This is a genomic window from Algibacter amylolyticus (assembly GCF_014202225.1).
GTDB classification, from domain to species: Bacteria; Bacteroidota; Bacteroidia; order Flavobacteriales; family Flavobacteriaceae; genus Algibacter_B; species Algibacter_B amylolyticus.
Map to the genome: position 1 here is coordinate 471,831 of NZ_JACHGE010000002.1, position 26,988 is coordinate 498,818.

Annotated in this window: 9 protein-coding genes; 7 read left to right on the plus strand and 2 right to left on the minus strand. The window is 33.6% G+C overall.

The features are described 5' to 3' along the window. The first annotated feature begins 120 nt into the window (after positions 1-120). The 7 genes from HNQ90_RS07085 to HNQ90_RS07115 all read left to right on the plus strand — a co-directional run bounded on the left by HNQ90_RS07085 (position 121) and on the right by HNQ90_RS07115 (position 12,307). Positions 121-1,353, plus strand: a complete 1,233-nt coding sequence (locus HNQ90_RS07085; RefSeq protein ID WP_144117168.1) for a DUF2264 domain-containing protein — start codon at positions 121-123, stop codon at positions 1,351-1,353. Between the two features lie 325 nt (positions 1,354-1,678). Further along, positions 1,679-2,554 carry a T9SS type A sorting domain-containing protein gene (locus tag HNQ90_RS07090; protein ID WP_172625899.1) on the plus strand — a complete coding sequence of 292 codons (876 nt, stop codon included), beginning with the start codon at positions 1,679-1,681 and terminating at the stop codon, positions 2,552-2,554. A gap of 252 nt (positions 2,555-2,806) precedes the next feature. After that, positions 2,807-7,129, plus strand: coding sequence for a glycosyl hydrolase (locus tag HNQ90_RS07095; RefSeq protein ID WP_144117170.1), 4,323 nt, complete (start codon positions 2,807-2,809; stop codon positions 7,127-7,129). A gap of 60 nt (positions 7,130-7,189) precedes the next feature. Continuing rightward, positions 7,190-8,872 carry a ribulokinase gene (locus HNQ90_RS07100; protein WP_144117171.1) on the plus strand — a complete coding sequence of 561 codons (1,683 nt, stop codon included), beginning with the start codon at positions 7,190-7,192 and terminating at the stop codon, positions 8,870-8,872. Further along, on the plus strand, positions 8,856-9,557 hold the full coding sequence (locus HNQ90_RS07105; protein ID WP_144117172.1) for an L-ribulose-5-phosphate 4-epimerase: 702 nt from the start codon (positions 8,856-8,858) through the stop codon (positions 9,555-9,557). Before HNQ90_RS07100 ends, HNQ90_RS07105 begins: the two co-directional genes overlap by 17 nt. A 21-nt stretch (positions 9,558-9,578) precedes the next feature. Continuing rightward, the gene (araA, locus tag HNQ90_RS07110; protein ID WP_144117173.1) at positions 9,579-11,087 is read left to right on the plus strand and encodes an L-arabinose isomerase; all 1,509 of its coding nucleotides are present in this window, start codon (positions 9,579-9,581) and stop codon (positions 11,085-11,087) included. Between the two features lie 29 nt (positions 11,088-11,116). Next, the gene (locus HNQ90_RS07115) at positions 11,117-12,307 is read left to right on the plus strand and encodes an aldose epimerase family protein (protein ID WP_144117174.1); all 1,191 of its coding nucleotides are present in this window, start codon (positions 11,117-11,119) and stop codon (positions 12,305-12,307) included. Between the two features lie 229 nt (positions 12,308-12,536). Here the strand turns inward: HNQ90_RS07115 and HNQ90_RS07120 are convergent, their stop codons facing one another. Further along, positions 12,537-20,867 (minus strand): T9SS type A sorting domain-containing protein, encoded by an 8,331-nt coding sequence (locus HNQ90_RS07120; RefSeq protein WP_144117175.1) that lies wholly within the window; start codon positions 20,865-20,867, stop codon positions 12,537-12,539. A 12-nt stretch (positions 20,868-20,879) separates the two neighbouring features. After that, positions 20,880-26,951, minus strand: coding sequence for a leucine-rich repeat domain-containing protein (locus HNQ90_RS07125; protein ID WP_144117176.1), 6,072 nt, complete (start codon positions 26,949-26,951; stop codon positions 20,880-20,882). Positions 26,952-26,988 lie beyond the last annotated feature (37 nt).

The following is a 26,988-nucleotide window of genomic DNA, read 5'->3' on the forward strand; positions in this document are numbered from 1 at the left end:
GGGTATAGATAGCCTTTTTGCGTACATGTATTTAATCTTTAACTAAGTTTAATAAAGCTTAAATATTTTAAGTATATCTTGTATTTCAAACAAAAAATAAATCTATAAACTTTAATATCGATGAGCTATAAAATAAAATATGCGTTTCTCATTTTCACAATTTCTGTGGTAAGTTTCAACACGAGTTATGCGCAAAAAGAATCGCCTGAAGAGGTGCGGGAGTTTTTAGTTTCTTCATTAATAAAAATTGGAGATCCGGTTTTAACAGCGTTAAGTAAAAATGAATTAAAAGTAAAAATGCCTGTTGAAAAATCTCCTGGCGCTTGGGACGACCGCAAACACGTTACCTACCTAGAGGCATTTGGAAGGTTGCTTTCTGGTATGGCACCATGGTTAGAATTAGGACCAGATACTACCAAAGAAGGTAAGTTAAGAGCTAAATATATTAAAATGGCTCAGGTTTGTGTTGCAAATGCTACCAATCCAGAATCGCCAGATTTTATGAATTTTAATAACGATAAACAGCCTTTAGTGGATGCTGCTTTTTTAGCACAAGCTTTAATTAGAGCACCAAAACAACTGTGGGAACCTTTAGATGAAAAAACAAAGGAAAATGTTTTAACAGCTTTTAAATCTACACGCGTTATAAAACCATATTATAGTAATTGGTTGCTTTTTTCTGGAATGATTGAAGCTGCTTTATTAAAGTTTGATGCGGGTGCAGACATGATGCGTTTAGATTACCCTTTAAATAAACATAAAGAATGGTATCTAGGAGATGGTATGTATGGTGATGGTCCAGACTTCCATTGGGATTACTACAATAGTTTTGTAATTCAGCCAATGATTTTGGATATTTTAAACGTAGTTATTGAAAAAGATAAACACTACAAAAGAGATTTTGATACGGCATTAAATCGAGCAAAACGCTATGCAGCTATACAAGAACGGTTAATTTCTCCCGATGGTACCTATCCGCCAATAGGGCGCTCTTTAGCTTATCGTTTTGGTGCGTTTCAATTATTATCGCAAGTCGCACTTTGGAATCAACTACCTAAAAACGTAGCACCAGCCCAAGTACGTTCAGCTTTTTATACCATGATTCATAATCAAATAAATGCACCTGGTACCTTCGATAAAAAGGGTTGGTTGCAAATTGGTTTGTATGGACATCAACCTAATATTGGAGAAGGTTATATTTCTACAGGGAGCTTGTATTTATGTTCCGAAGCTTTTTTAGTACTCGGTTTACCTGCTAACGATGTATTTTGGACAGATGCTTATAAACCATGGACACAAAAGAAAATATGGTCTGGTGAAAACATACCCATCGATCATGCTATAAAAAATTAATTACTTAAAAAAGCACCTCCAAAGAGGTGCTTTTTTTATGGTTGTAATAAAAAATTAAGTTTACAAGACAAGTTTTGTCTCGTTCCTTGCTATTACTAGATCTAGCCTAATCAATAAATTTCCTTTTAAGTTGTTTTCAACCCGTTTTTTAACTGATTTACACCCCATTATTATAACGCAATGGTGGTTACTTTACAAAACCAACTAAATGTTTTTTTATATAAGCAGGTGTTTTACACCACATAAAAAGCACATGTTTTTAGTATTTGTAAAACTATTTAGTTGTCCTAAAAAATTAAGTCTAACTAATTTAAAACTAAAAATCATGAAAAAAATTACATTAACTATTTATTTATTAGCGCTAAGTTTTGCAGCTGTTAATGCTCAAACCACAGAACCATTTCTTGTAGAAGCTGAGTCTGGTACATTAGGAAGCGATTATGCTACAGGAACCGATGGATCTATTACTTATGTGTACCCAACAACAGATTTAGCTGCAAGTGGAAGCCCTGGAAACGACACTAAAGTGATTACTTATAGCTTAACTTTTCCTGAAGCAGATACTTATGATTTATACGTAAAACTTAACGTTGGTGCCGCTGGTAATAACGACGATAGTTTTTTTACCCCTAGAGCCGTTGGAAGTAATGTTGTAGATGATGGTAGTTATTGGGTAAACATTAATCAACTAGACGTGACGGGACACACTTTATCTACAGATATTGTTACTGGAGATAATGTAGGCGGGCAAATTCTTGAAGAATGGAAATGGGTAAATGTATCTAATTATCATGCTACAGGTACAGATTGGAACTACTCTGTAAATCCTGGAGCACTAACTGTTACGTTTCAAATAGGAGCAAGAGAAAATGGATTATTAATAGACAAATTAGTTTTTGGAAAAACAAGTTCTAGTTATACCGTAGCTGAATTAGAAGCAGCCACGACGTTAAGTGCAAAAAAACATAACACTTTAAACTCTGTAACATTATATCCAAACCCTTCAAAAGGAGCATTTAATATAAAATCCAACGAGCAATCTGTGTCTTATAAAATTTACAGCATATTAGGAGCCAAAATAGAAGAAGGTGTGTTTGGTTTAGGATTAAGTAGCTATGGCGAAAATTTAAAATCCGGAACTTACATTTTAGATTTACAAGCCAATGGAAAAAGAAGTGTTTCTAAAATTGTGAAACTATAGAGTAACCTCATTAAAAACCATGTAAACTTAAATCTTTACATGGTTTTTAATGTTATATACATGAATACTAAATTACTAGAGGTCTTAACCAAGCCTCACATATTTAATTGTAGAAAGTAAAAAATATTGGTTTTTAACTACAAGCCTTATTTACAAACAAACAACAATACCCCAAATTTTTATAACAGTTACTAAAACCTACTTCCTAGTAATGGAATTAAAAATTAAACTAACTAAATTAAACTTTAAATAATGTATAAACTAATAAGATTCTTTAGTGTTGTTCTGTTTTTAGCAACAACTCAAGGGTATTCGCAAGAGCCTAATTTAGAACAAAAAAGCAACTTACCAACAACACTTCATACAACACAAAACTTTAATGGTTCTGGTGTCGTAGATATCATAAGTCTTCCGGTAGATATGTATGAAAACATGTCTATAGAAATAAAAGCAACTATTAATACCGCCGATGGTAGAGGATTAGATTTCGATCTTAGAAAAAAGGATTTTACAGGTTTTAGAACCTCATTAAGTACAGATAAATTTCAGTGGACAGCGCCTTTATCGAGTGCCTATATGATGAATTTTTCTTCAACCGAAGAACAAACCATTCGTTACGCAGTAGAAGGAAATACTGTTCATATATATCAAAACGGGAGCTATATTGAATCTAAAAGTTTAGAGGTTATTTATGATATAGTTGATGGTGTTGAAAATACAAATCCAGACCTTTCCAATATGACCGAGGGGCCAAATGTTCTGGAAAATGCATTTGGAGATCTAACCACACAAACCCCTTTACAAGCTGGATGGGATAATAATGGCGCTGGTAATGTACCATGGAATACGCCAAATAGTAGTTCTGGTGTTCGATTTACAAATACCTTAAATAGTAATTTGTCTTACAATGGCGAAACTTACACAGAAACAAATCATTTTATGATGATGCGTTGGGAAAGTGGTGTAAGTAATACTTCCTCTTATTATTACCCAGTAACATTGGAAGCTAACACAACTTATAATCTTAGTTCGTTATATACCTATTGGGGAAACGGTACTTCTGGTACATTTAAAATAAGCGCTAGCCAGGAAACTACAGGAAACAATATCATTAACCAATTTGTAACAACTATTGGTAATGGCAACCAACGAAAATTAGCCGATAGCAATTTAGCATTTACTACAACCGAAGCAGGAACCTACTATTTGTTATTTGAAAACGATGGCCAAGGTATTTGGTTAGTGGGCGATTTATCGCTTAAGAAATTTGGAGCAGAACCTCGAATCATTATAGGAAAAAACTATCCAGAAGGTGCCGTTAACATGCAAGTAGCTTCGGTAACATTTGATGCTTCTGGTTCTTACGCGCCAGTATCTTCTGGCGATTATCCTAAAACACCTGTAAGTATTACGGATGAAGACTATAGCATTACGCGTTTTATTAATGCAGAAGTTACGGTGTCTGGAAAGTCTGAAGTACATATAACAGGCACAGACCCACTTAGAAACAGTACTGTAGATTTAACATCAGATGATTCGTGGTTATATATTGAAAGAATTAAACCTTCTAAATTTTTAAATGAAGAACTTAGTTGGTTTGATGCTGTTACCATAAACGGACAACCTTTTGATGATACCAAAGATAGAATAGCCATTTACGCTTCGGGTTGTGTTATTATTCCAAACGGTAAGGTTGCTATGCAAGAAGCACTTACCATTTACACCGAAGAGAATTTTGGTGGCGATGCTATGCCTCTTGAAGTTGAGACTTACCATAACGATTTAGGTGCTTTTAATAACAATGTAAAATCTTTTAAACTTAAAAAAGGGTTTGCAGTTACATTGGCTAATAATGCTAATGGTACGGGTTACAGTAAAATGTTTATCGCTAGCGATGACGATATGGAAGTATCTATGTTGCCAGAAGGATTTATTGCAACAGCAACAGATCAAAGTAGTTTTGTGTCCTTTATTAGAGTTTTTAAATGGCAATGGAACTCCAAAAAAGGACTTTCAAATAAATTAGCTGGCGATGCCAATTACCAAGCAAGTCCAACAATAACCTACAATTGGTCGGCAGGAGGCGACACAGAAAGTGTCGATGCTACCTTCGTACCAATGCGACATAATTTAGGATGGGATTCTTTTACAAAAATCAACTCATCAACAAATGTATCTCATGTTTTAGGGTATAATGAACCTGCAAGACCAGATCAAGCAAACATGTCGGTGGCTTCTGCTATCAACCAATGGCCAGAAATTTTTAAATCGGGCTTAAGAATTGGTTCACCTGCACCTGCAGCAATTGGTAGTTCGTGGCTTAATGAGTTTATAAAAATTTGCGACGAACTTAATTATCGAGTAGATTTTATTGCTTTTCATGCCTATCAAGATCAACCAACAAGTTGGTGGGGATGGAATATTTCTTCAGCATCTCTTGGAGGAAGACCAGTATGGATTACAGAATGGAATAATGGTGCAAACTGGACCAATGGGGCAGATGCGTCTAAATGGCCAGATGTTAGCGGACCTAGATTTTACCCTAATGGCGATCCTATTTTAGATGAAAACGGTGTTCAAAAAACAGGCTCATTACCACTTACACCTGCTAATGCCGAAAGAAATAAAGTGAAGCTAGAGCAAATATTAAATTACTTTGAAACCAACGATTTAGTAGAACATCACTTTTTATACCAATGGGTTAACGATGCTAGAACTTTAGAGCTAGGTGGACAAATTACACCTGCGGGCGAAATGTTTGGCGAATTTAATTCTGGTACAGGTTTTAAAAAGTCTAACGAATATAATCATCTATGGAAAATTGCGCCGCCTTGGTTAAATCAGGACTTTTCAGAAGATTATAGCCAAAGTTTTATTTCGTGGTACGACCATAATGGCGAAACGGGTAAAAATTATATTCTAGAAAGAAAAACAGATACCGATGCCGTATTTGTACCTATTGCAACTTTAGTAAAAGGTGAGGATTATGAAGCCGGAGAAACCGTTAAATTTTACGACAATCTTACGTTTAATTCAGCAAAATATAGAGTAAGAGCAACGAGTTATAAGGATACGCAATCCATATACTCTAGAGAAGTAGAAGTAACTATCGATCAGCCAGCAGAAGCACCTGTTTTAACAGGTAGTGCCGTGTCTGGAACTATTATTCAATTAGATTGGAATAATGCAGCCAATGCTAAAAGATATACTTTAAAACGCGCTAATACTGTAGATGGCACCTTTGAAATCATAGCAGAAAACTTAGATGCCTTAACGTATAGAGATGAGAATTTAACAGCAACTACAACGTATTATTATAAAGTTGTTGGTGTAAATAGTTCTGGCGAAGGGGAATACTCAAATGTTGTGGATGTTACAACATTAGGTATAAATGCTCCTAATGAGATAGAAAACTTGTATATATCTTCTGGAGATGCTGCTAGTATTATAACATGGAATTTTGTTTTTGATACGTATTATAATATATCTAAATCATCAAATCCAGAAGGACCATTTACAACTATCGCTACCGAGTTTGATGGTGTACGTTATGTTGATGATGTAGATGTTGTAAATGGCAATACATACTATTACAAAGTCCAACCTGTAAATGCCGAAGGTGATGGGCCAGAATCTAATGTGCTTGTAGCTAAACCAGAAATGGGGCAGCATGCAAAATTCAGGTTTAACGAAAATACAGGATTAATAGCTTATGATGAATGGGGTGGATTTCATGGCGAATTAAAAAACAACGCCATGTGGTCTGCCGGTAATGATGGTAGTGCGGTAACACTATCAGAAACCGATGAATCGTATGTGCAATTGGGTGATAATGTGGTGTATGGACTTCAAGATTTTTCTATTGTATCATGGTTTAAAACACCTGCAGTAACCAATAATTATTTACGTCTTTTCGATTTTGGGTCGGCCGGCGATAAGTACATGCTACTTATTCCAAAGGCTAATGAAACAGAGTCTAGATTTATAATATCTCCATTGGAAGGTAACCGATATAATATTTATATGCCTTGCGATTTTCCGGTAGATGAATGGGTACATGTTGCTCTAACTTTAGAAGGAACAACGCTTAAATATTTTATTAATGGCGAATTAGTTTTTACAGATAATAACTGTAATCTAACACCATCGGATGTTGGTGAAACCCATCAAAATTACTTAGGAAAGTCTCAACAATCTCAAGATAAATACACCAACCAGAGTTACGATGAATTTAGAATTTATAACTACGCATTAAGCGATACAGGTATAGCCGAACTTTATAATAATACTGGTCTTTCGGCAGAATCAATAGACCCGATGGGTAACGATGGTCTACAAGTATATCCAAATCCAATAGGTACCGGTGAAGATTTTAATATGAAATGGAGTAATAACAAAATTCAAATTAATAATGCAACCATATCTATTTACAACATTTTGGGCGAACGTGTTCAATCGGATAAAATGGATATTACCAATCAAATTAAACTTACGGCTCCAAAAACAAGTGGTATTTATTTTATAGATATCAGAGCTAAAAATTATACAACAAGAGCAAAAATTGTTGTGAAATAGAGCACTTAAAATACAATGTGCTAAGTAAAATAAAACAGTAATAAGATAAAATTTTTTAAAATGAATAATTATGTAATTGGTTTAGATTATGGGTCAGATTCGGTTAGGGCTGTATTAATAGATACAGCCACTGGAGCGGAGTTAAAATCGCATGTTCATTATTACCAAAGATGGTTAAATAGCGAATTTTGTAATGCCTCTATCAACCAATTTCGGCAACATCCTCTAGATCATATCGAAGGTTTAGAAAGCACCATTAAGTCGGTAGTACAAGATGTAAATCCAAACGATGTAAAAGGGATTTGTATTGACACCACAGGGTCGTCTCCCATTCCTGTAACTAAAGAAGGAACGCCTTTGGCTCTTGTAGAAGGTTTTGAAGACAATCCAAATGCGATGATGGTTTTATGGAAAGACCACACAGCTATTAACGAGGCTAATGAAATTAATGAATTAGCAGCAAATTGGGGTGGTGAAGATTTTACAAAGTATGAAGGTGGTATTTATTCTTCCGAGTGGTTTTGGGCAAAAATATTGCACATTGCTAGAACAGATAAGGCCGTTAAAGATGCCGCATATACTTGGATGGAACATTGCGACTTAATGACTTACTTGTTAATAGAAAATAAAAATCTAGAAACATTTAAAAGAAGCAGATGCGCAGCGGGACATAAAGCCATGTGGCACGAGAGCTGGAATGGATTGCCACCAGAGGAGTTTTTAAATCAACTAGATCCATATTTAGGCGACTTAAGAAAAAATCTATATAACGAAACCTATACATCAGATACTGTTGCAGGTTGTTTAAGTGAAACTTGGTCAAAACGCTTAGGTTTAACCACTAACACCGTAATTTCTGTTGGTACATTCGATGCTCATTCTGGAGCTATTGGCGCCAAAATAGATAAGAACACGTTGGTAAGAGTTATGGGAACGTCTACCTGCGATGTTATGGTTTCTCCAAGCGAAATTATCGGGAATAATACGGTTAAAGGTATTTGCGGACAAGTAGATGGTTCTGTAATACCTGGACTTATTGGCTTAGAGGCAGGACAATCTGCTTTTGGCGATTTATTAGCTTGGTTTAAAGATGTGTTGTATTGGCCCATTGATAATTTGGTACTAACATCCAATATTATTTCAGAAGAACAAAAACTGAAGTTAAAGGAAGAAATGGATGCCAATTTCATTAAAAAATTGAGTGATCAAGCTGAGGGCATACCGTTGTCAGAAAGCATTCCAACAGCATTAGATTGGATTAACGGGCGCAGAACTCCAGACGCTAATCAAGAATTAAAAGCAGCCATGTCTAATCTTTCTTTAGGAACAAAGGCGCCTCATATTTTTAAGGCCTTAGTAAATGCCATATGTTTTGGATCTAAAAAAATAGTTGAGCGTTTTGAAGAAGAAGGTGTTAAAATTGAAAGTGTAATAGGCATTGGTGGCGTTGCTAGAAAATCGCCATTTATTATGCAAACATTGGCTAATGTGTTGAATAAACCTATTAAAGTAGCGCAGTCGGACCAAGCACCAGCTTTGGGAGCAGCCATTTATGCGGCAGTTGCTGCGGGTATTTATCCAGATGTTATTGAGGCCAGTAAAATAATGGGAAGCGATTTTGAAGCCGAGTATTTTCCGGAAGTAGATAACGTTGAAGATTATAAAAAACTTATGGCATCATATTCAGAGTTATGTGTTTTTGTTGAAGGATTAAAAAAAGAAGCGTATGAGCTCTGTGTATAACGATTTAAAACAAGAATGTTACGAAGCCAATATGCAATTAAATGCCTTGAATTTGGTGGTGTATACCTTTGGAAATGTGAGTGCTGTAGATAGAGAACACGGTGTTTTTGCAATAAAACCTAGTGGTGTGGCTTACGAAGTATTAAAACCTGATGATATCGTTATTGTAGACTTTAATAATCAAATTATTGAGGGCAACATGCATCCTTCTTCCGATACTAAAACGCATGCTTATTTATATAAACATTGGGATACCATTGGTGGCATAGCGCATACACACGCTACATATTCTGTGGCATGGGCACAAGCACAATTAGATATTCCAATTTTTGGAACTACACATGCCGATCATTTAACATCAGATATTCCATGTGCAGCACCTATGCACGATAGTTTAATTCAAGGGAATTACGAGCATAATACAGGAGTACAAATTTTAGATTGTTTTAAAGACCGCGGTTTATCGCATACCGAGGTAGAAATGATACTAATTGGCAATCACGGTCCTTTTGCATGGGGTAAAAATGCAGATAAGGCAGTGTACAACAGCAAAGTTTTAGAAGTAGTTGCAGAAATGGCTTATTTAACCAAACAAATAAACCCTAATGCAGCACGATTAAAGGATTCATTAATTAAAAAACATTACGAGCGTAAACATGGAGCAAATTCCTATTACGGTCAATAATTTTAAAAAATAGTATTTAAAATGATAGATATTTCAAAAAAGGAAATCTGGTTTATTACAGGGAGTCAGCATTTATATGGAGAAGAAACCTTAAAGCAAGTCGCATTAAATTCGCAAGACATTGTAAAAGGATTAAATGCATCTTCTCATATTCCTGTAAAAATTGTGTTTAAACCAACCGTTAAAACACCAAATGAAATTACAAACATTTGTGTTGCCGCCAACCAATCAAAGGAATGTATTGGTTTAATATTATGGATGCATACCTTTTCGCCTGCAAAAATGTGGATTAAAGGTTTAAGTATTATCAATAAGCCTATATGCCATTTGCATACACAGTTTAATGCCGAAATTCCTTGGCGTACTATCGATATGGATTTTATGAATTTAAACCAATCGGCACATGGCGATAGAGAGTTTGGGTTTATAATGTCTAGAATGCGTAAAAAACGTAAAGTGGTTGTTGGCCATTGGCAAGCAGAACCGGTTCAGAAAAAATTAGGAATTTGGTCGCGTGTTGTATTGGGTTGGGATGAGTTACAAAATCTTAAAGTAGCAAGAATTGGCGATAATATGCGAGAAGTAGCCGTTACGGAAGGCGATAAGGTAGAAGCGCAAATGCGATTTGGATTTTCTGTAAATGGTTTCGATTCTTCAGATGTAGTTAAGCATATTGAAAACGTTACAGACAAACAATTAAATGATTTATTAGCGGTTTATGAAGATTCTTATACCTTAACACCATCGTTATTGAGTGGTGGAAATCAAAGACAATCTTTAATAGATGCCGCAAAAATAGAACTAGGTTTAAGAGCTTTTTTAGATGAAGGTGGCTTTAAAGCGTTTACCGATACTTTCGAAAATTTAGGAGATTTAAAGCAACTTCCGGGTATTGCAACGCAAAGATTAATGGCCGATGGTTACGGGTTTGGAGGCGAAGGCGACTGGAAAACAGCGGCTATGTTAAGAGCTTTAAAAGTGATGAATTACGGACTAGAAGCTGGCACCTCTTTTATGGAAGATTATACCTATCACTTTACGCCAGATAAATCTTATGTTTTAGGATCTCACATGTTAGAAATTTGTCCGTCTATAGCCAGCGATAAACCTACATGCGAAGTCCATCCTTTAGGAATTGGAGGTAAAGACGATCCTGTTCGATTAGTTTTCGATGCTCCAGAAGGCAACGCTATTAATGTATCTTTAGTAGATATGGGAAACAGGTTCAGACTTATTGTAAACGAGGTAGAAGCGGTAAAACCTATGGGAGAGCTGCCTAATCTTCCTGTTGCTAGGGTATTGTGGGATGCAAAACCAAATTTAGAAGTAGCTGCAACTGCTTGGATTTTGGCGGGAGGTGCACATCATACGGTTTACAGTCAAGGAATTACTTCAGAATATATGGAAGATTTTGCCGATATTGCTGGTATAGAACTACTCGTTATAGATAATACTACTACAGTGAGAGATTTTAAAGATAAAATTAACGCAAACGAAGCCTATTACAATACGTTTCAGCATCGTTTTTAAAACATTAATTAACCCTAAAAGCATAAAGAATGAAAGTAATAAAACATAGCCTGTATTTTATATTAGTGTTTAGTTTTTTTATGGTAAATGTTCAATGTAAGAACAATGAGAAAACCAAGGAAAATGTAGATTCTGAACCAGTAATTGAAAAGTTAGTAGAGGTTTCTAAAGAAGATTTTGGTGTAACGGCTGATGGTATTTCGGTTGATAAATTCATCTTGAAAAACAAGAAAGGTATGGAAATTAGTATCATTACCTATGGTGGTATTATTACATCATGGACTGCTCCAGATGCTAGTGGTAACTATCAAGATATTGTTTTAGGGTTTGATACTTTAGAAGCTTACGAGAAAGAGACACCGTTTTTTGGAGCTTTAATTGGACGTTTTGGTAACAGAATTGCCAAAGGTGAATTTTCTTTAGATGGAACAAAATATACTCTAGCAACTAATGATGGCGAAAACCATTTACACGGTGGCGACAAAGGGTTCGATAAAGTAGTTTGGACAGCCAAAGAGATGCAAACAGATAGTACAGCTTCTATAATACTTAATTATTTAAGTAAAGATATGGAAGAAGGTTATCCAGGAAATTTAGAAACTACAGTAACTTATACACTTAACAATAATAACGAATTACAGGTCAGCTATAAAGCAACAACCGATAAAAAGACTATTGTAAATCTTACACAGCACTCTTATTTTAATTTATCGGGAGATTTTTCTAAAACCATTTTAGAGCATGAAATTTCTATAAATGCAGATAAATTTATTCCTGTAAATGAAACCTTAATACCAACAGGAGAGTTAAGGTATGTTGCAAATACACCTTTCGATTTTAGAGAAGCCAAAACCATAGGTATGGATATTAACGCTAAAAATGATCAATTGAAAAAAGGGTTAGGCTATGACCATTGTTGGGTACTAAACAATCAAAATTCGGGAATAAGATTAGCAGCAATTGCTCACGATGTTAAAAGTGGGAGAGTACTTGAGGTTTTTACAGACGAACCAGGAATACAACTATACTCTGGTAATTTTTTAGATGGTACTTTGCCAAGTAAACAAGGCGGTACTTATGCGCATAGAACTGGGTTTTGTTTAGAAACTCAGCATTATCCAGATGCACCTAACCAAAAAAGTTTCCCTTCTGTGGTGTTAAGCCCAGGCCAAACTTATACGAGTAATACATCGTTTAAATTTTCTGTAAAAACAGAATAGACTAGATAAATAGATTTTGATATAGCAGATAGTTTAAAGGCTTCTTATAAATGTTTATAAGAAGCCTTTTTTATTAGTTATTGATTAGCAATGCTAGCCAGCATGATGTTTGATTTTTTTTAAATACTTTAAGAATATATTTAATAAAACCACTCAAGTTATCTTGAGTGGTTTTCTGTTTTTAAAATGGTATCTCTGTTTAGGAAACCTCGATCTATTTATAAATTATTTAATTTATAATAAATTTAAAATTGAGTTTTTCCTCTGAATTATGAAGAATCAATATATACATACCTGCATTTAGATTAATATCGATATCCTTCATTTTGCTGCTTAAATCAACATTTTTTTCTTGATATATTTGTTTTCCTGTACTGTCATAAATATCGAGAGTACAATTATCTATAATCATACTTGTATGAACAGTAAATTTTCCATTATTCGGAATAGGAGCAATAAAGCTTTTTCTTTCATCGTTTTGATTGTCTTCAACATCTAAGGATTCATTTTTCACAATGACTTCTTTAGAAGCCGTTAAATCACAATTAAGTGGAGTTTTATATCTAAGTATTAATGATTGTAAGTTTAATTTATTCCATTTTACGGTTACCTTGTTACCTTCTTTAGATACAATTTCTCCGTTTATTATTATCCAATCGTACTTATTCATGTTAGCATCGGCTGTGTATTCATATAAACCGTCTATGTTAGGGTTTTCTTCACCAATAATAGTTACTGCGTAAGTAGCAGAACTTCCTAGTTCTTTAGTTTCTGTTATAAAACCATTTAATCCACTTATTTGTTTGGTTATTTTAGTTTTATCAATTTCTAAAGTAATAGAGCCATCATTATCGTTTTGTATGTTTTCTATAACAAAGGCTTTATCAGTTATTTTTCTTATAGTGACGTCATTTTTCGGAATTTCGACACCCGAAGATTTTAATGTAATGGCATCAATAGTAAACGAGCTCTCATTAATTTCATCTGAAAAAGTTACATCAACATAATTAAAATCTGAACAGTCATTACTTACATCATCTACAGGTTGAATATCAGTAATTATATCGGTAAAATCTATATAGGCCGATAAAACCTCAGCATTACTTCTGTTACCTAAATCATCGTATGCAACTACCTTAAACCTTTTAGCCCCAACATAATCACTTACAGGAACGCCGTATTCACCGCTAGTTTCGGTAAGTTGTTTATTTATTAAAACTTCACTTGTTCCTAAAAGCTCATAAACTTCAACAGTTATATTATCTATTAAGGTTTCATAAATTAATTGAACATCGCTACCAGATGTAATGTTATCTGTACTAGAAATACCTCTGTCTGGTGTTAGTTTTAAGTTTGCAAAAGCGTTTAAAGCATCTAATCTTACCGTCCAGGAAGTTTCTGCAATACCTTCCCCAAAATTATCATTTTCATCTATAAAAGTAGATTGGTCAATTATTACACGATAGGTTCCATTGTCGGCGGTAAAACTTCCTAAGCCGTAAATGGTATAATGTAAATCATCTGTTTTTTGAATGATTATAGGAATGTCTAAATCTTGCCCGTTTTTAGTAAACTGAAAAGCAGAAGGTTCCAACTCTGAAATAATTGCCCTATTTAATTCTATTTCTAATTGGGTAATATTTTGTGTGTTTGTGGCACCTTGACTAGCTGTTTGTATTTCTATAACTTCTGGTAAGTTAGTATCTACCATCCAATTAAAGGTTTGTACTGCTAGCCCAGAAACACCATCTGTTGCTTTAATATTTGTAACATCTATAGCTATTGTATAGTCGCCATTATCTTCATTTAATGGATTAATTCCAGAAATGGTATAGTTGTAATCGTCAACTTTTAGAATGGTAAGTCCACTAACAGGTGTATCATTAATCGTAATTTTATCTTCGGTAAATTCTTCTGTGCGAATAGGTTTGTTGAAAATAATATCGATACTATTTAATGGGTTTTTCTTTAATTGATCGGACTCGAATTTGAGAATTCCTAACTCATTAACAAACTGTAACCAATCTAATTTTTTACCGTTTCTGCCATCATTTCCTGCTAAGTCTTTTATTCCTATGGTGTTTACCGTCAATTCATAAAATCCAGATTGTGCAGTAAGAGCTTCAATATTTATTGAAAATGTAGTGGCATCAATTTTACCAATCAAGACATTATCTGTTGGCACCGAAGCACCTTGATGAATGACTTCGACATCCTCGAATGTAAACGTGTTAAAATCAATTTCTTTATTAAATTCTACTGTAATAAAATCTACCGATGTTGTATTGTATTCCTCTGGAGGATCAATAAATGCTATAACTTGAGGGATATCTCCATCTATTGGTGTAAAGTACAAGGTGTAGGTTTCTATATTTGAAATCTTATCTAATACATGTAATTTGTTTTCATATTTAGGATTTAAACCGTCCTTGAGGGTTACATGGGTTTGCCAAAAGTTCTGTAATGGAATTTCAAAACTATCACTATCTCTAACCACTCGTGCTAAGGTGTAATTTTTAGCGGCAGGGTTTAAAATGTTACCATAGTTCCATCCTGTTGTACTTGGGTTTATTCTTATTTTAGAAGTTAAAGTTGCCGGAGTAACAGCTTCTGTAATTTCTATAGCGTCGACTTCTGATACATCTTCGGAAGTTCCATCTGATAAATAAATCATATCAGGTGTATCATAAACATCAGATACATCATTAACCAGGAAATCTGAAATATCATCACTATCGGTGCCATAGGATTTAACACTTCTAACCAACTCATGTATAAATGCCCCTTTGATTAAACTTAAATTTGCATTTCCAAAACTACTTTTATGATTTACTTTAACATCGAATTCAACAAAATGACCAATTAAGGAACTTGTAAAAAACCATTGTCCTACAGCCGATGTTTTGGGTTGAATGTCTCCAAAGTCAACATTTAATAATCCGAGTTGCGTTGGCTCGTTATTAAAGTTAGAACCTATCATATTAAAATCTATTAATAGCCCTTTTTCATTTTCCACAATTTCTGGTTGCATAGATTCTACATTTACATTTGTAGCTAATCCATAACCATCGTTTGTAATCATTAGTGATAATTCTGCTGGAATAGAAGGCTCTACAATATCTTTAGTAAGTGCATCGTCACCTAAAATATCACGTTGCATAAAATAATGAAGTATTAAATCTGGACTAGGATTAACCTCTAAGGTTACCGGATTAAGTGCTATGCTTACTGTTTCGCCAACTTCTGGATCGAAATAAGAGAGTATTCCGCCAAATGCATAAGATTTCACTACTTGTGGAGCAGCTTCTTTAGTTGGAATAAATGTAACTAAACCTTGTCCGTTTGAATCGGAGTCTACAATGCCCTCACCATTCAAGAATGCTTCTTTGTTAATTTGAAATAAATGCGATTTGTTTTCGCCAAATTCATCTTTAACAACTAATTCTAAATTAATTTCAGTGATTGCCTTTGCGCTAGAATTGTTTATTTTTAAAGTACCTTCAAAAGCTTCACGCGTCATTGTTAACCTTTGAGGAAACTCTATAGTTACCGATGCACAAACGCTTGCTGCGTCTTTACTTTTTTCTTCAACAAACTCTTCTATAGACTCTATGTCAGAATTATACATGTCTGCTACAGAAACAAAACCTCTTGTAAATGCATGAGTTAATAAATCTGTTTTAATTTTCTTATACTCCTCAATTTGTACTTTATCTATAATATCTGGATATGAGGTGTTTGGTGATAAAATATCTAAATCCCAAGCCTCGATAGTAGTATTCCATCGGGTAACAAAGCTATCAATATAAGCTGTGGTTACTGTTGTTTCTGCCATGGCATTTTTAAGAGTAATTACGTCTTCTGGAGTTAATACAGTTTCCGAATCCATGGCATTGCCGGTAATGCTTAAGAAAAGGGACAAATTATCATTGTCTCCCTCTAAGTCGGGATTTTGAAAATATTCTGATAACATGTTAAGGTGTGCAGTTTCGGCCTCTGTAATTTTCTCAAAGTCTTCAAAAATATAGTCGAAATTCCCTCCAATTTCATCTAAAGCTGATTTACTATATTGTGTTTTTGAAGATCCACTGCTACCGCCACCGGAAGGAAAACAATCTTTTAATGTTATTATAGACCATATACAGCCAAAAGGAGAACTTACACAGCCAGCAGCCCCTAATCCCAAATCTGTAAGACTTGTTGATGTTAAAAGACCAAATGCACAACTAAGGGCAGAAGTATATGGATTACAACTTAATACTGTTGATGTAATACTTTTTGTGCAAGGATCGCAAAAATCTGGAAATGATGTTAATGTGCTTGTGCCTGAACCCGGTGAATAACCATAACCGGATCCTGAACCACCTCCAACACCTCCTGGGCCGCAACCCGAGCAACCACCGGTAATTATTGGTCCTGCACCACCCGTTGATGCGCATGTGTTAACATAGGCTGTGTATGAAAATAATTCTTTTTCTGTATCGCAAATATAAACAGCCCTTAAAGTTACAGGAACATTACAACTGCCACCACCGGCTTGTGCTGCCTCACTTTTATTTGATCCAGCAGTTTTACCGCCATCGCTTGTGTTTTTAACTAAAACAGGTATGGTTACTGCAGATTTTGCATTTAATTCATCTAATGAGGTGATAAGGGGTTGAATGGAATACCCATCTGCTTCTCCCGTATTAATACTAACTTTTCTAGCAGCAATTAAACCGTGATTAGTTACTGTTATATAAGTCATTCTAGATTCTCCTGGGTTTAAATCTAATTTAGGATTATCTATTTCCATTACAACAACAGGCAAGGGCACATTAGTTTCAAAATCTACTTGTAAGGTAATGTCATATTCATCTAAGATTTCTATGCGTTCTACATCCCAAGAATAGGTAACGGCTTGGTAAGGTAAAAACGCTGTAACTTTTGTGTCTTTACCAGGATCTACCAATATATTGTTTTGGTAAGGATTATGTTTTTCTGCCGAAATATTTACAACATACCAACCTTCATTAATATTAGGAACTTCAAATAAACCTAATTCATTGGTAAGTCCTTCGGCAATTACAACTCCCGTAAACGGATGTTTAACAATTACTTTAGCATCTTTTAAATGTGGTGCGCTTGCTGTATTATACGTGTATTCATCGGTAGCATCAACAATTAGATTTCCCGTAGATTCTGATACCGTTTCTAACCTAAAAGGAATGGAAATTGATTTTCCCTTTTGTTGTTTTACAACAAAGTTTCCATTAATAGGTACATTAACCTGTTCTTTTACTGTAGGTTTAAATTCTAAAATGATTTTAACCTCTTCGTTAGGTTTAATTCTTTCAATTACTTTTTGAGAATTTAATCTTAACCATCCTAATTCTGGTAATAATATTTCTACATTTTCGGCGTCTATTGCTCCTACATTTTTAATTGCAACTTCATAAAGTCTTGCTTGATCCTTAACCATAGTTGTATTAATAGAAATAGGAGTTGCCAGTAATTTAGCCTCTTGATCTTTGCTGTAATAATAACCTTGCTCGGTATATGTAGCACCTTCGTTTGATTGGATTACTATTTTAAATTCGGTATATTTTAATTCTAAACTCGCTACTGTAGATACTAGAGTGTAGGGAAAGTTTATTGTTTCTCCTGGTTCTATATCCATGGGGGTTTGTTCTATAGAAAACTCAGCATCAGCAGGAAGCTGAATGGAAACACCCGTTAATTTTGTATTGGTTTTGTTTTTAAGAATAAACTCTTTGCCTAAAGGCTCGTTAACAACTGTTTCCCATTTAATGTATTGTGGTTTATTAATCATATCTAAACCCAATAACTCAAAACTTTCTTGAGGAATAACATCTTCTCCAGGGAAGCTTGCAGCTACGGTGTAAGAACCGTTTTCGTTTTCGAAGGGAACATATTCAAAAACAAAAGTTCCATTAGCATCAGTTTTTACTGTATAATCTTTTACAAAATCTGCATTTTTTATTTTTAAAGCAATATCTGCATTTGGCACATTTTCATCTGATGCATTTTTAGCAACTCCAGTAACTTCAACAATTTCGTTAGTTTCATATACCTCTTTATCTAGCGTTAAATCTACAGAATAGGATGGAAGGAGTTTTATTTGTATTTGGTTCTCATTATTTTCATAATCTAATTCATTTATAGAATAATCAGCGTTTACTTTAACTGTAAGGTAGTAATCTCCAGAAAAATTTGGAAGCTGAATATTTTCAATATATTCAAAATTTTCGTCTACCGCAATAACCTTATTTATTATGGAAGACACAAAAGGTTTTGTACTACCAATATTAGGTGTTTTAGATAAATAATAATCGATTTTACTTTTTGTTGGATAATCAATATTTCCTTGATTTTTTATAAAGCTAGTTACATCTATTTTCGTTCCTGCTTCTACACTTATGTTCGTTGATATTTCTGAAATAGAAGCATCGGGTTTATTTTGATTTGAAATTAGTATCCAGCCAAATCCAGAACTATAGCCCGCGGCATCCACTTGAATTCTGGCGGTTTCATCGCCATCTTGATTTGGATCTATAATTGTATTGAAGGTAACCTCAACCTCTTTTTGGTTGGCAGGAATTGTAACTGTATCTGGCAGCTCGATAATGTTTCCTAAATCGCTAGATAGGTTTACAATTACTGTGTTTTGAAGAATGTTTGGGTCTTCAGTGTTTCTTGAAATAACAAGCGTGTTATTATCTGCACCTGCTTTAATTGTTGACGGCGTTATTTTTATATTTAATGCTAGCCCATCATTATCTAAAATTGTAATATTTCCATTTACAGAGGCGCTTGGTTCTGTATCATCAACACATGAGCAACTATCAAACTTAATTTTTGAAGTTATGATAACTGTGCGCTCACCTTCAACCTCGGAATTATTTACAGCTCCAATATTGAATATTTTCTCAGATTCTCCTATTTGAAATGTAATTTCGGAGGGTAATATTAATTGATTAGCGGTATTTGCGCTAATTTTTACTGTAACAGGTTTATCTAATTGATCTGTTCTTTTTAAGGTTGCATAAGAAGCTTTGATGCCATCGCCTTCAGAAATTTGAGCAGGGTTTATGCTGATAGTGAAATCGGGAAGGTTTATAGCTCCTAATTTAATTTCCTTAACAGCAGTAGTATAACCATCTGCCTTTGCAATAATATTAGCTGTTTCTGCTTTTTCTATGATTTGAGAATCTAATATTGTGCCATTAAAGGTTATTGTTGTAGAATTGGCTAATAATGTAACTTGGCTAGGTAATTGTAATCTTTGTGGCAAATCTGTAGACAGTGTAATAGTTCTATCTTCATCTACAGAAAAATTAGCATTTAAAGTAAAGGGTATGTTACTGCCTATTGCAGATTCAAATACCTCTGGATATTCTAAGCTAAGTACAACATCTTCATCATCTAGCAATGTTAAACTAACACTTTCATCGCTATAAGCAGCGCTTTGGGCGATAATATTAACGGTTCTGTCGCCTTCGTAAGTTTCATTATCAATCGTGTTTACATAAAGAAATTTTGATGATTCATTTTCACCAATTGTAACCGTACTAGGCAAATTGAAAGCACCTACAGCATCAGAAGAAACTGTAAAATCTTCGGCTATACTTGTATCACCACTTCTTACAAGTTTAAGTCTTAATACATCATCTGAGTTTTCAAAAACTTCATTTTTAGATAGTGTAAAAATTAATCTTTTTAATAAATTTTGGGTGTCATTTGAAATGGCTGTATTATTTTCTTTAGTATTTGCAGGTTCTCTAACTTCGGCATTTGTAATTAGAGTAATTTCAATTTTTACTTCGCCATCAAAACCAATAATTCTAGGGATAATAACGTCTATATCTCGTGTTATAGTTTCATTCTCTGTAAGCGGATTGGAATAATTTGCATTTCCGATAATATATTTTTTTCCATTGGTTTGAGATACTATTGCTATTTGTTCTCTCCAACCTCCAATTGCAGCAGATAAGCCAATGTTTTCAACTTCCCAACTAATGCTGTATGGCGCATTAGGTAAAATATCATTTTGCAGTACGGATATTGCTCCAACTTGTAAATCTGGATTTTCACCTTCAATAATGGTTAATTCTCCGTTTTGGTGGTTGCTTCCTATATCGACTCCTGCACTAGAACTTACTATGGTTTCTGTGAATGTCATATCATATGTGTCACCAGTATTATAGGTTAATGGTATTTCTATAGGAATTTCAATAAGGCTACCTGTTTGTCCTGTAAAATTAGCATTGCTTCCAGAGAAACATAAAAACAAATATTCGCCATTACCCATCCTTTTTGGGTAAATAAGGTGGTCTGTATTTCTACCAGTAAAACTTACCTCTTTTTCTTTAACTATTAAGTTGTTTGGGACTTTTATTTTAAATTGAAAACCCGAAATACTTTCAGTGTTATTTAGTGCAATTACTATTTTTGTATCATCTCCAGAAGCAGCCTCCAAGTCTTCTATAATTAGGCTGTTTTGTCCGTATGCTGTTGTAATAAATGACAACAGTAATAATGTGAATTTTATAGCTCTCATAATTTTTTAATATTAATTATCTTTTATTATCATTTTACCTTTTAATGTAGCGTTATAACCCTTAGTGTTTATTAAATAGAAATAAATTCCAGATGGCAATTTTTTACGTTTAAACAGGTATTGGTTATTTCCTTTTAATAGAGTTTTTATAACTATTTCTTCTACTTTTCTGCCGCGTACATCGTAAATTGATAAGGTTGTGTTTGCTCTATTGTTATCTAAATAGAAATCGATTGTAGTTTCATCTTTAAAAGGGTTTGGGAAATTGTATGTGTGAGATGTTTTTCCGATATCAAATTCATTAGTGCTTAGTGCGTTTTCTAAAATTTCTGAAGGAATCTCATTGGCATCTATACCTGCTAAAAGAACGGATTGAACAGAAGCGCTCGTGTTGGCCAATTTAGCTAGTGCTATTTTTCCATTTAAACTCGAACTAAAAGAGTAGGCAATAAGATTAACACTATTGTTTTTATTAGCCATGTTTACTGAAAAACCAAGCGGAGAAATTAATTCTTCTATTGTTTCTTTAGTGGTGTCATTAATTAAAATTTCGAAACTAGTAACATCATGTCCATTAGTGTCTAAGTATAAAAATCCGTTTTCTATACTAATTTTTGAAGTCGTGGCACTATGTGTTTTTTCTTTGGCTAAGGCACTTTTGGTGGTGACTTCCTTCTCTTGATTTTGTATAATATTAACTTGCCCAATAACATCTAGAATATTGATGCTATTACTACTGTTCACATCGGCTGCATTAAAATTAAAATAAGGAACATAGTTATTAATTATATGATTAATTGAAGTTTGTATATCCAAAACATTCAATTGACTATCTAGATTGGAATCTCCAGATTCATATTGTAAATAATAATTTATGATACTGTTTTTAGCATCACCAGAAATTTGCCTTAGTTCTACTTTTTGATTATTGGGTACTTTCCAGGTCTTAATTAAATCTATTAATTTAATACCAGTTTCTGAAAGATTAATGGTTCTTGAGAAACTCCCAATTCGTAAATTATAGGTTTGATTATTAAAACTGCTTTTAGAATGTTCGTAGGTATTAATACTAAAATCTTTTATAGTGGTCTCGCTATTTAGGTTAATATCTCCAGCTTCAATAGTTTGTCTATCGTACACAAAATCTATGGTTGCTGGTAAAGCGGTATCAATGCTAGTTAATTTGTTTGATGATAAGTTTAATGTGTTTAAAAAAGGCAAATCACCAAATATATTAGGAACACTGTTTGATACATTGTTTGCACTTAAGTTTATAGCTACAATATGCCCATCGTAAGTGCTTACACCATACCATTTGTTAGTGTGTAGGTTATTGGTTGAAATATCCCAACTATTAGTCCAATCATCGCCATCTAAACTGTTGTATAAACTAACTAATGCAAGATATTCTTGTTCAACAACAGGAATATTGGATTTGTCTTCAATACCTTCATAATTAAACTCTGTATTTCTAAACGTACCTGTAGTTTGACGAATTGAAATTTTAGCATTGGAAGGAATTTCGCCAATTCTTACATCTTCGAATATAATTTCACCAACATCATTGGTAATAGTAGAGGTGTGGGTAACATCGTTAACTAGTAAAACAAACGTGTTTTTGGCATCGAAATTATTGTTTTCTAAATCGTATTTTGCAACGTTTCCTAGTTCGACGGTTAGTTCACTACCTTCTAAATTTAATACCGTATTAAAATTAATAACTTGGTTTCGTAAATCTATATAGGTGTTAGTAAAATCGTAGTACAGTTTCTTTTCAACATTATCGAAACCATTACTAGAAATATCTAAATGCTCTAGGGCTACAAAATCTGATAATACAGATGGAACCGTACCGGTAAAATTATTATTACCAATGGCAAATTTTTTCAAGTATTGTAAATCAGAAATAGTATTAGGTATATTGCCAGATAACGCGTTAGAACTTAAGTCCAATGTTTCTAAATCTGTTAATAAACTAATATTTGTAGGTATACTACCTTGTAAATCGTTATTATTTAAAGCTAGTATTTGTAACTTACTCAAGCCCGTAATATCCGCAGGAATAACCCCAGATAGATTATTATTAAATAAATTAATAGAAACCACGTGCCCTCCTTTTATACTAACACCAAACCAACTGGTTGTATTTACATTATTTACACTAATATCCCATGAGTTTGTCCAGGAATCGCCGTTTGTTGCGTTGTATAATGTTTTTAAAATTTCAAATTCTTCATCTACAAGAGGTAAACCAAAACTTAAAGTGTTATAGTAAATATTGGAGTATTGCGCTGCACCTGTAGTTTGATAGATTCTAATGTTATCAGTTACTTCTAAGTTTAGTAAATTGATATTAGAAAATATTAATTTCCCATCGCTTGAAAAGCTAGTTTTTTGATACACATTATTTACAAATAGTTGAAATTCGTTGCTGGCATTAGTATTTACTTCTCCTGTATTGAAATCAATTATTAACGCGGTTGGCAGATCAATATTAATCTCGTTAGATTCAATTTCTATATTTTCAATATTAATGGTCTGGTATCGAAGATTAAGAGTGGTTAATTGTAAATTAGAAAAATTAACTTCCGAATTCTCTAAAGAATTATAACTTAAATCCAATACTTCTAGGTTCGTTAAGCTATCTAGTTCTGCCGGTATTGAGGTTATGTCATTATCCCTAATGGATAGGGATTTTAAATTAGTTAATTGACTCCATGAAGCGGGTAGTGGACCAGAAATATTGCAATATCTTAGATTTAATTCTTCTAAACTTTCTAGACCAGAGAGGTTATTGAGATCTGTAGAACTAAAATCATGAGTATAATAGCTTGAGGTTGTAGTCGAACTTAAATCAAGTTTCCTAAGAAATTTTAAATTACTGAATGAGGCAGGTATTGCACCTACTATTCTATTGTTTGGTAAGCTTATTTCAACAATATGTCCATCTTCAATTGCTAAACCATACCATGCTCCTAAGTTTAGGTTGTTTATACTAACATCCCATTGGTTTATCCAATTGCTATCGCCTTGTGTGGCATTGTAAAAATCTACTAGTGCTTGATATTCTTCATCTGGAATTTCTTCCAAATCTAAAGTAGTGTTGGTAAAGTTGATAGTTGTGCCATATGAAGTTCCATTTTGTTGGAAAATGGACACTTGTTGCTCTGGAGTTAAAGAGCTTAGGTACTCTTTTGGAATTATAAGACTTCCGTCTGCCTCCATACCAAGATTTGTTGCTACATTACTATTGTTTATTCTTAAATAAAAACTGTTTAATTCCGAAAAATCATTATTAGCCCTATTGTAGCGGGTAATATCGGGTAGGTTGGTTAATACCACATCATCTCCACTATACACAAACTCATCTCTGGTTATGGTTTGATAATATATACTTAAATTAACGCTAGGAGTTAAAAAAGCCTCGATATCAGTAATCTGATTATAATAAACATTCAATGTGGTTAGATTAGTAAGATCTTCTAATTCTTGTGGTAAGATGGTAATTTCGTTATTTCTTAAATTAATAGTTTTTAAGCTTGTTAAATTGCCTATAGAGGTCGAGATAGCTGTTATGTTATTATAGGAGAAATCAACCTCTTCTAATGCTGTTAAGTTATCTATCTCGCTAAAAATAGTTCCTGAAAGCGCATTGTTATTTAATGTTAACGATTTTAAATTGGTAAGTTGCGACCATGAAGATGGTAGGCTTCCGGATATATTGCAATACCTCATATTAAGTTCTTCTAGGCTTTCCAATCCCGATAGATTATCAAGATTGGTAGAACTGAAATCGTGGGCATAATAAGAAGAAGAAGTAGAACTTAGGTTAAGCGTTCTTAGAAACTTTAAATTACTAAAAGTAGCTGGAATGGCACCTATAATTCTATTGTTTGGTAAGTTTATTTCAACAATATGTCCATCTTCAATAGCTAAACCATACCATGCTCCTAAGTTTAGGTTATTAACGCTTACATCCCAGGTGTTTATCCAAGAGCTATCGCCTTGGGTAGCGTTATAAAAATCAACAAGTGCTTGATATTCGTCATCAGGAATTGCAGGTAAATCTAACGTGGTAGTGGTAAAGTTGATAGTTGTGCCATATGAAGTTCCATTTTGTTGGAAAATGGACACTTGTTGCTCTGGAGTTAAAGAGCTTAGGTACTCTTTTGGAATTATAAGACTTCCGTCTGCCTCCATACCAAGATTTGTTGCTACATTACTATTGTTTATTCTTAAATAAAAACTGTTTAATTCCGAAAAATCATTATTAGCCCTATTGTAGCGGGTAATATCGGGCAAGTTGGTTAATACCACATTATCTCCACTGTACACAAACTCATCTACGGTTATGGTTTGATAATATATACTTAAATTAACGCTAGGAGTTAAAAAAGCCTCGGTATCCGTAATCTGATTATAATAAACATTCAATGTGGTTAGATTAGTAAGGTCTTCTAATTCTTGTGGTAAGATGGTAATTTCGTTATTTCTTAAATTAATAGTTTTTAAGCTTGTTAAATTCGCTATGGAGGTGGGAATACCTGTTAAATTATTATATGAAAAATCGATTTCTTCCATGTCTGTTAAATTACCTATCTCGCTAAAAATAGTTCCTGAAAGCGCATTATTATTTAATGTTAACGATTTTAAATTGGTAAGTTGCGACCATGAAGATGGTAGGCTTCCAGATATATTGCAATACCTCAAATTCAGTTCTTCTAGGCTTTCCAATCCCGATAGATTATCAAGATTGGTGGAACTGAAATCGTGGGCATAATAAGACGAAGTAGTAGTAGAACTTAGGTTAAGCGTTCTTAGAAACTTTAAATTATTAAAAGTAGCTGGAATGGCACCTATAATTCTATTGTTTGGTAAGTTTATTTCAACAATATGTCCATCTTCAATAGCTAAACCATACCATGCACCTAAATTTAGGTTATTAACGCTCACGTCCCATGTGGTTATCCAAGAGCTATCTCCTTGGGTCGCATTATAAAAATCGACTAATGCTTGATATTCATCATCAGGAATTGCTGGTAAATCTACAGTGGTAGTTGTAAAGTTAATATAAGTGCCTCCTGCTGATCCGGACTGCTGGTATAACCTTACCTGTTTTTCAGAAGTTAAAGTATTTAATAAAGATTTTGATAGCACAATGCTGCCATCAGCTTCCATTTTAATGTTTGTAGCCACATTGCTTCCATCTATTTGTAAATAAAAATTATTTAATGCAGAGAAATCGTTGCTAGTTCTGTTGTAACGCGTAATATCAGGTAAATTAGTTAAAATCACATCTACGCCATTGTAAACAATTTCGTCCAATATTACTGTTTGGGAATTTATACCTAAATAAATATTGGTATTTAAAAATCCTTCTATATCGTTAATCATATTATACTCTAAATATACATGAGTTAAATTAGTAAGGTCTTCCAATTCTTGTGGTAAGATGGTAATCTCATTATATCTTAAATTGATAGTTTTTAAGTTTGTTAAATTGCTTATTGATGCTGGAATAGCTGATAAATTATTATTAGAAAAATCTATAGATTCCAATGCTGTTAAATTACCTATCTCGTTAAAAATAGTATCTGCAAGTTCGTTATTGCTTACTATTAAGGATTTTAACTCTGTTAATTGACTCCACGACGTAGGAAGGCTACCTGAAATACTGCAATACCTAAGGTTTAAATCTTGTAAACTTTCTAATCCAGAAAGGTTTTCAAGATTTGATGAACTCAAATCATGGCTATAAGAACTTGAGGTTGTGGTTGCACTTAAATCAAGTTTTCTAAGAAATTTTAGATTGCTGAATGAAGCAGGTATAGCACCTCTAACTTTATTGTTTGGTAAACTAATTTCAACAATATGTTCATTTTCTACAACAACTCCATACCATGTTGTAGTATGTAAATTATTACTACTAATATCCCATTTGGTTCGCCAATCGTCTCCTCCCATTAAATTGTAGAAATCTACTAAAGCTTGATATTCTACGGTTGGTACAGGGGCATTTTGTGCAAATAAAGGAGTCGAAAATACTAAAAGAATAATTTTTAGTAAAAAGTACTTTTTCTTCATTTTTTTTAATTTTAGTTGTTAGATAATTTTTAATGTT